The organism is Micromonospora sp. KC207, assembly GCF_004348615.1.
Taxonomy (GTDB): domain Bacteria; phylum Actinomycetota; class Actinomycetes; order Mycobacteriales; family Micromonosporaceae; genus Micromonospora.
This window is the reverse complement of the sequence record NZ_SMKJ01000202.1, coordinates 1-13,326: the sequence shown is the minus strand read 5'-3', so window position 1 is coordinate 13,326 and position 13,326 is coordinate 1. Positions and strand designations below refer to the sequence as shown.

The following is a 13,326-nucleotide window of genomic DNA, read 5'->3' as shown; positions in this document are numbered from 1 at the left end:
ACTCCCTCGGCCTGTTCCAACAACGCCCCTCCAGCGGCTGGGGCACCCCCGAACAGATCACCAACCCCGAATACGCCACCACCGCGTTCCTCAAGGGCCTACGCCAGGTCGACGGCTGGCAGAACATGCCCCTGACCGACGCCGCCCAGACCGTCCAGGTCTCGGCCTACCCCGACGCATACGCCCAATGGGAACAGCAGGCCGCCGACCTCGTCGCCCAGCACTGGAACAACTGACTCCACACCACCACCGGCCGGGCCCCGTTTCGGGGGCCCGGCCGGTGGTGTTTGCGGGGCGTACCCGTCAGACGCGGTAGCCGGCGGCGCGGGCGGCCTGGCGTTCGCGGCGGCGGTCCCTGCGGCGGCGCAGGAACCAGACGGTGAACGCGACCAGGCCGAGCAGGAAGGCCAGCACCAGCACCGGCAGGATGATCGCGGCCAGGGACACGACGACGCTGGTGGCGTCCTCGGCGGTGCTGGCGACCGGGGCGCCGAAGCCGGCGGTGGTCGCGTTGATCACGGGGCGGGCGGCGGACTTGAGCAGGTGCACGCCCAGGGCGATGAGCACGCCGGTAACCACCGGCACCCAGTCGTTGGACGAGAAGAAGCTGCTGGGATCGCTCACGGTGACCGTCTCGGAGGTGGAGCCGGCGCCGAAGGCGAGGCCGCCGGCGGTCGGCCGGACCACGGTCTGGACGACGTCGTTGACGTGGTCGAGCACCGGTACCTTGTCGGCGACGACCTCGACGGTGAGCAGCACCGCGAGGATGGCGACGACCCAGCCGTTGCCCAGCCACTGCCAGCCGCTGGGCAGGTCGATCAAATCGGTGTAGCGGGCCAGCAGTCCCATGGTCAGCAGGGGTATGTAGGCGTTCAGGCCGGCCGACGCGGCAAGCCCGGTACCCGTGAGCACTTCGAACACGGTCTCAGCATGGCACCGGCACGCCAGTGCCGCTCGACGGCGAACGCCGGGGTCTCCGCTACCCTCGTCGGGTGCGGCTGGTAATTGCGAAGTGCTCGGTGGACTACGTCGGACGGCTCTCGGCTCACCTGCCGCTGGCCACACGCCTGTTGATGGTGAAGGCGGACGGGTCGGTGTCGATCCACGCCGACGACCGGGCGTACAAGCCGTTGAACTGGATGAGTCCACCCTGTCGGCTGGAGGAGGCCCCCGGCGTGTGGCGGGTGGTCAACAAGGCCGGCGAGGAGCTGCGGATCACCCTGGAGGAGGTCCTCCAGGACACCTCGTACGAGCTGGGTGTCGATCCTGGCCTGCGCAAGGACGGCGTCGAGGCGCATCTCCAGGAGTTGCTGGCGGCCAACCCGGCAACGCTGGGCGAGGGGTACACCCTGGTCCGCCGGGAGTACATGACGGCGATCGGGCCGGTGGACCTGCTCTGCCGGGACGCCAACTCCGGTGCCGTCGCCGTCGAGGTGAAGCGGCGGGGCGAGATCGACGGGGTGGAGCAGCTCACCCGCTACCTCGAACTGATGAACCGTGATCCCCTGCTCGCCCCGGTCACCGGCGTCTTCGCCGCCCAGGAGATCAAGCCGCAGGCCCGGGTCCTGGCCACGGACCGGGGCATCCGGTGCGTGGTGGTCGACTACGACAAGCTGCGCGGCATCGAGCGCGACGAGCTGACCCTGTTCTGACCGCCCGCACGACGGAGCCGGGTCAGCGCCGCCGGCCGTACAGCAGCTTGGTGACCTTGACCAGGCGGGCGACGTCGGCGGGGGTGCGCTCGAAGGTCGTCGCCGGCAGCAGCGACCGGGCCCGGCGGCGGGTGATCGCCTTGGGCCGGCCGAATTCGCGCAGCCCGTCCTCGCCGTGGATCCGGCCGAAGCCGGACTCGCCGACCCCGCCGAACGGCAGGGTGGACATCCCCGCGAAGGTCAGGGTGGAGTTCACCGCGGCCATCCCCGAGCGCAGCCGCCGCGCGATGGCCACCGCCCGCCGCCGGCCGAAGACCGAACCCCCCAGGCCGTACGGGAGCGCGTTTGCGCGGGCGACCGCCTCGTCGGCGTCGCGGACCCGGTTGATCGTCAGCGTCGGGCCGAAGGTCTCCTCCCGGACGGCGAGCGAGTCCTCCGGCACGTCGACCAGGATGGTGGGACGCACGTACGGCGGCTGCACCGCGTCGGTGCCGCCGAGGACCGCCTGCCCGCCCCGGGCCAGCGCGTCGTCGATGTGCCGGCGGATCACGTCGAGCTGACCGGGCATGGTGATCGGGCCGATGTCGGCCCCGTCGGCGCCGACGGTCAGCCGACCCGCCCGCTCCACGACCTTGCCGACGAACGCGTCGAAGACGGGCTCGACGGCGTACACCCGCTCGATGCCGATGCAGGTCTGGCCGGCGTTGGTGAGCCCGCCCCAGACGCACGCCTCGGCGGCGGCGTCCAGGTCGGCGTCGCTGTCGACGATCATCGCGTCCTTGCCGCCGGCCTCCAGCAGGACCGGGGTGAGCGTCTCGGCGCAGGCGGCCATCACCTTCTTGGCGGTGACCGTCGAGCCGGTGAAGGCCAGCTTGTCGACCCCAGAGCGACACAGGGCCGCGCCGACGTCGCCGAGGCCGTGTACGGCGGTGAAGACGGGCTGCTCGGGCACCACCTCGGCGAGGCTGTCGACCAGCCACTGACCGACGACCGGGGTGTACTCGCTGGGCTTCAGCACGACGGTGTTGCCGGCCGCGAGCGCGTACGCGCTGGAGCCGACCGGGGTGAAGATCGGATAGTTCCACGGGCCGATGACGCCGACCACCCCGTACGGCTGGTATTCCAGGTGGCCGGAGAACTCGGCCAGGACGAGCCGGGAGCGCACCCGGCGCGGGCCGAGCACCCGGCCGGCGTTGCGGGCGGCCCAGTCGATGTGCTCGATCGCGGTGAGGACCTCGACGATCGCGTCCGGAATGGGCTTGCCGCCCTCGGCGTGCATCAGCTCGGCCAGCTCCTCGATCCGCCGGGCGAGGACGCCCCGCCAGCGCAGCAGCCGGGCCCGGCGGCCGGCGAAGCCGAGCCCCGCCCACCAGCCGGCTGCCTCGCGGGCCCGGTCGACCGCCCGCGCGACGTCGGCCTCGGCGGAAACCGGCAGCCGACCCACCTCCGCGCCGGTGGCGGGGCTGGTGGACACCAGCCGCCCGTCGGAGACGATCGGGGTACCCGGGACATGCACAGCCGTCATGGCGGAAGTCTAGACGCCGAAGCTACTCGTCGGTAGGTGATCGATGGGCCGGGTGACCGGTTCCCGACAGGGCGGCCGACGGCCCTGGTGCGCTGCGGCGAAAGCCGAACCGGCTAACGGGAGTTGACCGCCCGGAGGCCGGGAGGTGACCGGGCGGTGGTGGGGTTGATTACCGAGTGATGGCAGGCTGACGCCGGATACCGGTGGCTGGAGGCTGACCGTCCATGGAGGATTTCCCGGAACTGATGCCGCTGCTGACGGTGGCGGGTGGACCGATGCGTGGGGCGAGCTTTCGGCTCAGCGCCACGCCCCACGTGATCGGCCGCGCGCCCACCGCGCAGGTCAGCGTCGACGACCCGCACCTGAGTCGCCGGCACGCCAGCGTACGGCTGACCGGCGACGGGGTGTGGCTGGAGGACCTGGGCTCGACCAACGGCACCTGGCTGAACGACCGCCGGATCGAGGTGCCGGAGCTGCTCTCCGACGGGGACGTGATCCGGCTGGGCCGCACCGAGCTGCGCTTCTTCGACCCGGGCCTGGCCCGGACCGACCCGGTGGGGCTGCGGCTCGGGCCGAAGCGCCGGGACCGCCGGCCCACCCTGCCGCTGCCCGTCGCCGCCCCGACGGCCGCCCACATCTGACGCCCTCTCACTTCATGTGGGTCGACCACATGGAGCCAACCGGCCCGGCGTGACAGCATGCCGCGGATGGAGAGCACGCAGCGCACTGTGCGGGGCAACGGGATCGTCCAGCGGGTCCGGGTGGCCGGGCCGCCCGACGGCCCGCCCGTGCTGCTGGTGCACGGCAACTGCTCGTCCTCGGCGTTCTGGGAGCCGCTGCTGCGGCGGCTGCCCGACACCCTCCGGGTGGTCGCCCCGGACCTGCGCGGGTACGGCGACACCGACACCGTCGGAGTGGACGCCACCCGGGGGCTGCGGGACTTCGCCGACGACGTCGCCGCCCTGCTCGACGCCCCGGGGATCTTCGGTCCCGGCGCGCGGCCGGTGGTGGTCGGGCACTCCCTCGGCGGGGGCGTGGCGATGCGGCTGCTGGTCGACCGCCCCGACCGGGTGGCCGGGGTGCTGCTCTCCGCGTCCGTCTCCCCGTACGGCTTCGGCGGCACCCGGGACCTCGACGGCACCCCGACCACACCCGACTTCGCGGGCACCGGCGGCGGCACCGCGAACGCCGACTTCGTGGCCCGGCTGATCGCCGGCGACCGGGGTGCGGATGCTCCGGCCAGCCCCCGCAACGTGCTGCGGACCGCGTACGTGGCGGACCCGGCGTCGCTCGGCGACGACGAGGAACTGCTGCTGGACAGCCTCCTGTCGACCGCGACCGGGGACGGCAACTACCCCGGCACGGCGGTCGCGTCGCCGCACTGGCCCGGCACCGCGGCAGGCGGCAGCGGGGTGCTCAACGCACTCGCCCCGGCCCACTTCCGCATCGCCGACGAGTTGGTCGCCGTCGCCGGCAAACCCCCGATCACCTGGGTACGCGGCGACGCCGACGTGATCGTCTCGGACACCTCGCTGTTTGACCTGGCGTACCTCGGGTCGCTCGGGGCGGTGCCGGGCTGGCCGGGGGAGCGGGACTGCCCGCCCCAGCCGATGGTCGGGCAGACCCGGGCGGTGCTCGACCGGTACGCTGCGGCTGGCGGGACGTACCGGGAGGTCGTGCTCCCGGGCTGCGGGCACAGCCCGCACCTGGAGCGGCCTGCGGAGTTCGTCGCCGAGCTGCTGGCCCTGACCGAACAGGCCGGGTGACATACCCACCGCGTCTCGACAGCGGGCCGTCACGTGGCAGACTCGCGCGCATAACCTTAGTGACCGTTCATGCGGTCCCGCGGCGCATCGGGCACGCGGTCCCGCGGAGCATTGGGGAGGCCGGTCGTGGCGCGCGAGTTCACCAGCGTGGGCGTTGTGGGACTGGGCACCATGGGTGCCGGCATCGTGGAGGTCTTCGCGCGCAACGGCATCGACGTGGTCGCGGTGGAGATCTCCGCCGCCGCCCTCGAACGCGGCAAGGTCACCCTCACCGGCTCGACCGACCGGGCCGTCGCCCGGGGCAAGCTCGCCGAGGCCGACCGGGACGCCCTGCTGGCCCGAGTCGACTTCCAGGTCGGACTGGACGCGCTGCACTCGGTCGACCTGGTGATCGAGGCGGTCCCCGAGCACCTCGACCTCAAGCAGCGGCTCTTCGCCAACCTGGACCGGGTCTGCAAGCCCGAGGCGATCCTCGCCACCAACACCTCGTCGTTGTCGGTCACCGAGATCTCCGTTGCCACCGGCCGGCCCAGCCAGGTCATCGGCATCCACTTCTTCAACCCGGCCCCGGTGATGAAGCTGGTCGAGGTGGTCCGCACGGTGGTCACCTCCGCAGACGTGGTCGCCGACGTCGAGGCGCTGTGCGCCCGGCTCGGCAAGGTCGACGTCACCATCAGCGACCGGGCCGGCTTCATCGCCAACGCGCTGCTCTTCGGCTACCTGAACCACGCGGTCGGCATGTTCGAGTCCCGGTACGCCACCCGCGAGGACATCGACGCCGCCATGAAGCTCGGCTGCGGCCTGCCGATGGGCCCGCTCGCCCTGATGGACCTGATCGGCCTCGACACCGCGGCTGAGATCCTGGACACCATGTACCGGCACGGCGGGCGGGACCGCCGACACGCCCCGGTGCCGCTGATCAGGCAGATGGTCACCGCCGGCCTGCTCGGCCGCAAGTCCGGCCGGGGCTTCTACACCTACGAGCGGCCGGGCTCGCCGAAGGTCGTACCGGACGAGCTGACCCCGGGCGAGACGCGACCGGCGGCCGGCGACGGCACCCGCGCCGTCGGCAGGGTTGGTGTCGGGAGCGTGAGGAGTGAGCTTGCGAGCCCCGCAGGCGCGACCCGGGTTGGTGTCGTCGGTTCCGGCCCGATGGCCACCGGGATCATCGAGGTCTTCGCCACCGCCGGGTACGAGGTGATCTCGGTGACCCGGGGCGCGGAGAAGTCCGCGAAGGTCTGCGAGGCGGTGAAGACCTCCCTGGACAAGGGCGTCGTGCGGGGCAGGATCGGCGAGGCCGACCGGGACGCCGCGCTCGGCCGGGTCACCTGGTCGGCGACCCTCGACCACCTGGCCGAGGTCGACCTGGTCGTCGAGGCCGTGGTCGAGGAGCGCAGCGTCAAGAAGGCCCTCTTCGCCAGCCTCGACGAGATCTGCAAGCCGGGCGTAGTGCTCGCCACCACCACCTCGTCGCTGCCGGTGATCGACCTCGCGATGGCCACCCAGCGGCCGGCCGACGTGGTCGGGCTGCACTTCTTCAACCCGGCGCCGGTGATGCCGTTGGTGGAGATCGTGCGGACCATCCGCACCTCCGGGGAGACCAGCGCCACCGCCCGCGCCGTCTGCGCGACGCTCGGCAAGACCGGCGTGATCTGCGGCGACCGGGCCGGTTTCGTGGTCAACGCGCTGCTCTTGCCGTACCTGAACGACGCGGTGAGGATGCTGGAGGCGAGCTACGCCACGGCCGATGACATCGACCACGCGATGAAGCTCGGCTGCGGCTACCCGATGGGCCCGTTCGAGCTGCTCGACGTGGTCGGCCTCGACGTCGCGCTGGCCATCCAGCGCGAGCTGTACCTGGAGCTGCGCGAGCCCGGCTTCGCCCCGGCACCGCTGCTGGAGCACCTCGTCACCGCCGGGTACCTGGGCCGCAAGACCGGGCGCGGCTTCCGCGACCACACCCGCCGCTGAGCGGGGCCGCGCAGGAGCCCGGCACGCCGCGCACGTCACCAGGCCACGGCCCGCGGCTGACCGTACGCTTGGTAGTCGTGAGCCCCCGTCGCAACCGTCCCCGTCGGGACGAGCACGCCCACCTGGACGCCGACCGGGCCCGCCACGGGGTGCCCACGGTGCAGCAGTGGCGCGACGGCGACTGGCAGGTGCGCGGGATCAGCGGCGGAGCGTCGGTCAAGACGTACCGCTGCCCCGGTTGCGACCAGGAGATCCGCCCCGGGGTGGCGCACCTGGTGGCCTGGCCGGCCGACGACCGGGGCGACCTCACCGACCGCCGGCACTGGCACAGCGGGTGCTGGCGGGCGCGGGACCGGCGCGGCCCGGGAATCCAGCGCGGCCGTGGCGCCCCCCGCTACGGCTGAGCGATCTGGATCACCCTGTTTCCGCCCGGGCGGGCGGCACCGGCGGCGACGCGCGAGACTGGGACGGTGAGCACACCGATCCGCGCGTCCTCGATCCTGCCCGGGCACCGCGAGGACATCGAGCTGCACACCGCCGACGGCCTGCGCCTCGTCGGTGAGCTGGCCCGCCCGGTCGATCGGGACCCGGCCGGCGCGCTGGTCTGCCTGCACCCGCTGCCGACCCACGGCGGAATGATGGACAGTCACGTCTTCCGCAAGGCCGCCTGGCGGCTGCCGGCGCTGGCGGACCTGGCCGTGCTCCGGTTCAACACGCGCGGCACCAGCAGCGTGCGGGGCACGAGCGAGGGCGCGTTCGACAACGCGGTCGGCGAGCGCTTCGACGTGGCCGCCGCCATCGAGTACGCCGAGTTCGCCGAGCTGCCGAACGTCTGGCTGGTCGGTTGGTCGTTCGGCACCGACCTGACCCTGAGGTACGGCTGCGACCCGGCGGTGGCCGGCGCGATCCTGCTCTCCCCGCCGCTGCGCTTCTCCACGCCCGAGGACCTCGCCCGCTGGGCGGAGACGGGCAAGCCGCTGACCGCCCTGGTGCCCGAGTTCGACGACTACCTGCGCCCGGAGGAGGCCCGGCAACGCTTCGCCGCGGTGCCGCAGGCCGAGGTGGTCGGGATGCCCGGCGCGAAGCACCTGTGGGTGGGTGACGCCGAGACCGTGCTCGACGAGATCGTCCGCCGGGTCAACCCGGCCGCCCCGCTGCCCCTGCCGCGCACCTGGGACGGCCCGATGGAGACCGGCGACGTCAGCGCGTACGCCGACCGGACCGTCGCCTCCTTCGCCGACGTCCCGGTGCCGGGCCCGAGCGCCGCGAGCGCCGACTGAACCCGTTTTCGACGCTCGTCAGCGCCGGTCCTGGCGGGGCAGCACCACCTCGCGCAGGATCAGCTGGAGGGCGGCCACCGTCGGGATCGCGATCAGCGCGCCGACCACGCCCATCAGCGACACCCCGAGCAGCGCGGCGAGCAGGGCGGCCACCTCGTTGACCTCGACCGAGCGGCGCATCACCTTCGGGTAGATCAGATAGTTCTCCACCTGCTGGTAGACCACGAGGAACGCGACGCAGGCGATCCCCACCGGCAGGCCGGTGGCGAAGCCGACCAGGCTCACCACCACCGCGCCGAGGGTGGCACCGATCTGCGGGATCAGGTCGGCCACCGCGACCACCACGGCCAGCGCGAACGGGTACGGCAACCCGACGACCAGCGCGAACACGAAGGTGGTCACCCCGGCCAGCACGGCAATGCTCAGCGCGCCCACCATGTACGCGCCGACCTTCGCCAGGATCTCGTCCCCGATGAGCCGCACCCGGCGTCGGCGGGAGCGGGGGACCAGCGCGTACCCGACGCGGCGCAGCCGGTCGAAGTACGCGAGGAAGTAGATCGTCAGCACCAGCACGGTGAGCGCCCGGAAGACCGTGCCGAAGATGAGCTGGGCCCCGCCGAGCACCCCGCCCAGCGCCCGCCCGATCGTGTCGGCGTCCGCCGCGGCCTTGACCTTGTCCATCACGTCGTACCGCACGACGAAGTCGTTGACGGCCTTGTTGCGACGCAGCTCCTCGACGTAGCTGGGTAGCTGCTCGACGAACTGCCCCGACTGGGTGACCACCGGCGGGACCAGCGCCACCAGCCCGCCGACGATCAGCAGCAGCACGGTCAGCGTCACCGCCGTGACGGCCAGCCCGTTCGGCAGGCCCCACGAGCGCAGCCGAACCACCGCCGGGTTGAGCCCCACGGCCAGGAAGAGCGCGATGACCACCAGCACCAGGATCCCGGCCGAGTTGCGCACGCCGAGGAAGACGGCGTACGCCAGCAGCACGCCGAGCGCGCCGGTGAAGCCGACGAGGAAGCTGCTGCGGCGCAGGGGTCGCCCCGGCATGCCGAACCGGTCGGAGCCGGCGGCGACCGCGCCAGGCGGATCGAAGTCGCTCGGATCCCCGAGATCCGTCGGGACGGTTTCCGCCTGCGCGTCGCCCGGCGGGGTGTCGTCGGGTGCGCCGCCCGGGTGGAAGCGGTCGGTGGGGACGCCGCCCGGGTCGGGGCGGTCGGTCCGGCCGTCGTCGCCCCGCCCGTCGTGCGCCACCGAGACCTCCTCCGCCCTCCGGCGGGGTGCGCCCGGAGAGCCGTCAGCCGTCCCACGGCCCTGGCCGGTCGCGGGTCCTGCCGGGAGGGTAGTTGGCGGCTGACCGGCCCGGCCACCCTGGCCTGACTCGGACTCGACCCCGGCCTCACTCGGACTCGACGGACACCTTGCTCGGCTTGGCGCTGCGCTCGTCGGTGGTCGGCTTGGTCGGCCGTTTGCGGTTCTCGCCGGTGCTGGTGATCTTCGTAGGGATCGCCCCCCGGCCACCCTCGCCGGGCACGGCGGCCACCGTCGGCTCGCCGTCCACCCCGGCGCTCGCCGCGCCGCCGTTCACCGTGGTGACCGGCTCGGCCACGGGCCGGGTCCTCGCCGGGGCGTCGCCGATGGGCGTGGCCTTCGCCGTCCCCGCCTCGGCGGTCGCCTTGACCGGCGTGGCGGTGGTCGGCTCGGCCGGGGCAGTGGTCTTGACCGGCGTGGCGGTGGTCGGCTCGGCGGCCGGGGCGTTCGCCTTGACCGGCGTGGCGGTGGTCGGCTTGACCGGGGCGGCAGCGGCGGTCGACAGGCGCGCACCGGCCAGCTGCTGCCGCAGGTCGAGCAGTTGCTGCTGGAGCTCGTCCGACTCCTGGCGGGATTGCCAGGTCGCCTGCCGCAGGTCGGCCAGCTCCTGCTGGGCCTGGGCGATATCCAGCATTACCTGGGCGAGTTGCTGGCGGCCGGCGGCCACCTCCTGCTGGGTCGCCGCGAGGTGCTGCTGGGTGGTGGCCAGGTGCTGCTGTGTGGTGGCCGCGTACTCCTCGAACTGGCGGCGGGAGGCGGCGACGTGCTCGTCGGCCCTGCGCCGCTTGTCGGCCGCGTCGGTCTCGGCCCGGCCCAGCAACTCGGCCGCCTCCTCCTCGGCCTGCCGGCGCATCGTGAGGGCGTCCTGCTCGGCGGCGCGCCGGATCTCCGCGGCGGCGTCCTCGATCTCGGCCCGCCGGGCGGTGTACTGCTGCTCCAGCTCGCTCTGCCGGGCGGTGTACTGCTGCTCCAGCTCGTCGCGGCGCTGGGCGTACTCCCGCTCGACGGTCTCCTTGCGCTGGGCCAGCTCCCGCTCGGCGGCCTCCCGCCGGCCGTTGACCTCCTGCTCCACGCCGGCCCGCCAGGCGCCCAGCTCCTGCTGCGTCTGGGCACGGGCCTGCTGCACGTACGCCTCGGTTTCGGTGCGCATCCGCTGCACGTACGCCTCGGTGTCGGCGCGCTGGCGCTTGCTGGCCTCGGTGACCTGGGCGGTGAGCCGCTCGGCCTCCTGCCGGGCCCGGTCGCGGGTGGCCTTCGCCGCGCCCTCGGCGTCGTCGGTGATCCGCTTGGCCTCCTGCAACGCCTTGGCGTGGGTGGCGCGGCTGGCCTCGGTGGCGTTGTCGGTGAGCCGCTTCGCCTCCTGCTGCGCCGTGGCATGCACCTCCTTGGCCGCCTCGCGGAGCTGGGTGGCCTCCTGCTGCGCCTTGGCGAGGGCCTCCTTGGCCGCCTCGCGCAGCTTGGTTGCCTCCTGCTGGGCCCGGGTGTGGATCTCCTTTGCGGCGTCCCGGAGCTGGGTGGCCTCCTGCTGTGCCTTCTCCAGGGCCCCCTGGGCGGCCTTGCGCAGCCGCGCGGACTCGTCCCTGGCGGCTGTGCGGAGCTGCGCGGACTCGTCCTTGGCCGCCTCGAGCGTGGCGTCCGCCTCGGCGCGCCGGGCGGCGCTGTGCCGTTCCTCCTCGACCCGACGGGCGGCGAGGGCGATCTCGAAGTCCTTGAGCGCCTGGGCGGCCTGCTCCTTGGCCTCGGCAACGATGTGCTCCGCGGCGGCCCGCCGCGCCTCGATCTCCTCGTTCGCGGCGATCAGGATGTCGTCGGCCTGCTCCTCGGCGAGGGTGAGGATCTGCTCGACCCGGGGGCCGAGGTGCCGGAAGGAGGCCCGGTCCACCACGCCGACCTGCTTGCGGACCTGGGCGAGGTCGCGTTGCAGCACCTCGACCTGCCCGGCGAGCTTGTGGATCTGTGTGTACGCCTGTTCCCGCTCGGCCGCCAGTGTCGCGATCTCGTGCTCCGCGCGAGCGACGTACCGGTCGACCTGTCGTTTCTCGTACCCCCGCAGGGCGGACTCGAAGCTGGGCTCCGTAGTGACATCCCCACCGAGAGCGAACAGTTCCTCGCCGTGCGACATGCCCCCATCCTCACACGCATCCGGTTCGGCTGGGGCGATACGGACGCCCCGGATGGGAGCTACTTCACTGCCGCCGCCGGCACCCCGTGCCCGGGCGTGGAAAACGCATACGGCGCGGGGCCGCACCGGTCACCCGGTGTCACCCCGCGCCGTGTCCATGCCCCCCGGCCGTGCGGTCGCTCAGCCGGCGGACTCCGCGGTCACCCGCTCGTTCTTGCCGTCCGCCTTGGCGGGCTCCGGCGAGGCCGGCGCCGGCGGCACGCCCGGGACGATGCCGGCGAGGCCGGAGAGCATCTGACCGAGCTGCGAGGTGACGGCGTCCTTCTGCCGGGTGAGGTCCTCGACCTCGCGGCGGGCGGCCTGCGTGGTCAGGTCGGCCTCGGTGCGGGCCTCGGTGAGCAGCCGCTTCGCCTCGGCCTTGGCCTCGTTGAGGGTTTTCTCGGACAGCGCCTTGGCCTTCTCGACCGTGTCGTGGGCGGTGCGCTCGGACTCGACGCGGCGGGCCTCGGCGCGCTGCTCGATCTCCTTGGCCCGCTCCTGGGCGGCCCGGGCGCGCTGCTCGGCCTCGCCGACCAACTTCTGGGTCTGGGCGACCTGGGCGGCGTGCCGCTCGGACTCCTCGCGCTCGGCCTTCTCGCGCCGCTCGGCGAGCTGGAGCTCCAGGGCCTGGAGGTCCTTGTCGCGCTTGTCGCGGGCGTCGGTGAGCAGCTTGGTCGCCTCGGCGCGCTTCTCCTCGGCCTCCCGCGCCGCCTTCGCCCGCTGCTGGGTGATCTCCCGCTCGGCGGTGGCGCGCAGGGTGGCGACCTCGCGCTCGACCGTCGACTTCAGCTCGGCGACCTCGTGCGCGGTGACCGTGCGCAGCTGCTTGGTCTCCCGCTCGGCGTCGGCGCGCAGGGTGTCCGCCTCCCGGCGGGCCTGCACACGCACCTCGGCGGCCTCCCGCTCGGCGGCGGTGCGGACGCTGCCGGCCTCGCGCTCGGCGGTGGCCTTCATCGCGGCGGCCTCGGCGCGGGCCTTGTCGGTGATCTCGCGCGCCTCCAGGCGCGCCGCGGAGAGGATGCCCTCGGAGTCGCGCTTGGCCTCGTTGCGGTGGTCGTTGGCCTGCTCCTCGGCCAGCCGCAGGATCTGCTCGACGCGGGTGCCCAGGCCGGAGAGGGTCGGCCGGCTGTTCTCCTCGAGCTGCTTGTTGGTCTCGGCGAGCTTCTGTTCCAGCGCGCTCTGGCGCTGCTCGGCCTGGCGGAGCCGACGCTGGGCGTCGTTCATCCGCTGCTCGGCCTCGGCGCGGGCCTGCTCGGACTGGGTCAGCGCGGCGGTCAGCCGACCGATGAAGTCATCGACCTGCCCGACGTTGTATCCGCGCAGGCCGACGGTGAAATCTGGCTGCGAGTTCGCGTTATCGAAGAACGCAAGAGGGGAGGACTGCTGCTGGGGCATTGGGACATACTCGCAGACCCCCCGGGGTGCTTCGCAAGAGCGGTGCGGCGCTTTCGTGTCCGGTTTACATGGTCAACAGGTCACCGTCGGCAGGGCCGGATCGACGGGCGATCTTGGCAGCTCCCGGGTGGGTCGGGCGGCCCGCCCGACGGGTGGCCGGGCGCGTGGGAGGCGGGTGGCGGGCGAGCGGGAAAAGGGGTCACGGACGCGCCCCGCGGCAGTTTGTCGACCCGTACCGGTTTCCCTGTCGACCCGTACCGGT

General features: G+C 73.2%; 11 protein-coding genes and 1 pseudogene. 7 read left to right on the top strand and 5 right to left on the bottom strand.

What is annotated here, in order from left to right; all coding sequences use genetic code 11:
• A pseudogene (locus E1258_RS22555) lies at positions 1 to 236 on the top strand (hypothetical protein); the annotation flags it as partial.
• A 67-nt stretch (positions 237 to 303) separates the two neighbouring features.
• Here E1258_RS22555 and E1258_RS22550 read toward each other — a convergent pair.
• Positions 304 to 921, bottom strand: coding sequence for a DUF4126 domain-containing protein (locus E1258_RS22550; RefSeq protein ID WP_132404627.1), 618 nt, complete (start codon positions 919 to 921; stop codon positions 304 to 306).
• A gap of 71 nt (positions 922 to 992) precedes the next feature.
• Between E1258_RS22550 and nucS the strand changes: the two genes are divergently transcribed.
• On the top strand, positions 993 to 1,652 hold the full coding sequence (gene nucS / locus E1258_RS22545) for an endonuclease NucS (RefSeq protein WP_132404625.1): 660 nt from the start codon (positions 993 to 995) through the stop codon (positions 1,650 to 1,652).
• Positions 1,653 to 1,674: 22 nt separating this feature from the next.
• Here nucS and E1258_RS22540 read toward each other — a convergent pair whose 3' ends face one another.
• A complete protein-coding gene (locus tag E1258_RS22540; RefSeq protein WP_132404623.1) occupies positions 1,675 to 3,177 on the bottom strand; it encodes an aldehyde dehydrogenase family protein in 1,503 nt (500 codons plus the stop codon).
• A 224-nt stretch (positions 3,178 to 3,401) separates the two neighbouring features.
• Between E1258_RS22540 and E1258_RS22535 the strand changes: the two genes are divergently transcribed.
• From E1258_RS22535 to E1258_RS22515, 5 genes are all read left to right on the top strand, one after another.
• Positions 3,402 to 3,818, top strand: coding sequence for an FHA domain-containing protein (locus E1258_RS22535; protein ID WP_132404621.1), 417 nt, complete (start codon positions 3,402 to 3,404; stop codon positions 3,816 to 3,818).
• Positions 3,819 to 3,875: 57 nt separating this feature from the next.
• Positions 3,876 to 4,943, top strand: coding sequence for an alpha/beta fold hydrolase (locus tag E1258_RS22530; RefSeq protein ID WP_371688663.1), 1,068 nt, complete (start codon positions 3,876 to 3,878; stop codon positions 4,941 to 4,943).
• Between the two features lie 126 nt (positions 4,944 to 5,069).
• Positions 5,070 to 6,914 (top strand): 3-hydroxyacyl-CoA dehydrogenase family protein, encoded by a 1,845-nt coding sequence (locus E1258_RS22525; protein ID WP_132404617.1) that lies wholly within the window; start codon positions 5,070 to 5,072, stop codon positions 6,912 to 6,914.
• A gap of 77 nt (positions 6,915 to 6,991) precedes the next feature.
• The gene (locus E1258_RS22520) at positions 6,992 to 7,318 is read left to right on the top strand and encodes a hypothetical protein (protein ID WP_043966091.1); all 327 of its coding nucleotides are present in this window, start codon (positions 6,992 to 6,994) and stop codon (positions 7,316 to 7,318) included.
• A gap of 66 nt (positions 7,319 to 7,384) precedes the next feature.
• A complete protein-coding gene (locus E1258_RS22515) occupies positions 7,385 to 8,194 on the top strand; it encodes an alpha/beta hydrolase (RefSeq protein WP_132404613.1) in 810 nt (269 codons plus the stop codon).
• 18 nt (positions 8,195 to 8,212) lie between these two features.
• On the opposite strand, the gene E1258_RS22510 is transcribed toward E1258_RS22515, so the two are convergent.
• The 3 genes from E1258_RS22510 to E1258_RS22500 form a co-directional block, all read right to left on the bottom strand.
• Positions 8,213 to 9,451, bottom strand: coding sequence for an AI-2E family transporter (locus E1258_RS22510; protein ID WP_132404611.1), 1,239 nt, complete (start codon positions 9,449 to 9,451; stop codon positions 8,213 to 8,215).
• 145 nt (positions 9,452 to 9,596) lie between these two features.
• A complete protein-coding gene (locus E1258_RS22505) occupies positions 9,597 to 11,630 on the bottom strand; it encodes a hypothetical protein (RefSeq protein WP_132404608.1) in 2,034 nt (677 codons plus the stop codon).
• 180 nt (positions 11,631 to 11,810) lie between these two features.
• Positions 11,811 to 13,064: a cell division protein DivIVA gene (locus tag E1258_RS22500; RefSeq protein ID WP_132404606.1), complete on the bottom strand. Its 1,254-nt coding sequence runs from the start codon at positions 13,062 to 13,064 to the stop codon at positions 11,811 to 11,813.
• Positions 13,065 to 13,326: the final 262 nt, after the last annotated feature.

What these genes read in the sequence shown, in the direction of transcription:
- E1258_RS22540 (WP_132404623.1), bottom strand. Translation starts at nt 3,177, where the DNA reads ATGACGGCTGTGCATGTCCCGGGTACCCCGATCGTCTCCGACGGGCGG.
- E1258_RS22535 (WP_132404621.1), top strand. Translation starts at nt 3,402, where the DNA reads ATGGAGGATTTCCCGGAACTGATGCCGCTGCTGACGGTGGCGGGTGGA.
- E1258_RS22530 (WP_371688663.1), top strand. Translation starts at nt 3,876, where the DNA reads ATGCCGCGGATGGAGAGCACGCAGCGCACTGTGCGGGGCAACGGGATC.
- E1258_RS22505 (WP_132404608.1), bottom strand. Translation starts at nt 11,630, where the DNA reads ATGTCGCACGGCGAGGAACTGTTCGCTCTCGGTGGGGATGTCACTACG.
- E1258_RS22500 (WP_132404606.1), bottom strand. Translation starts at nt 13,064, where the DNA reads ATGCCCCAGCAGCAGTCCTCCCCTCTTGCGTTCTTCGATAACGCGAAC.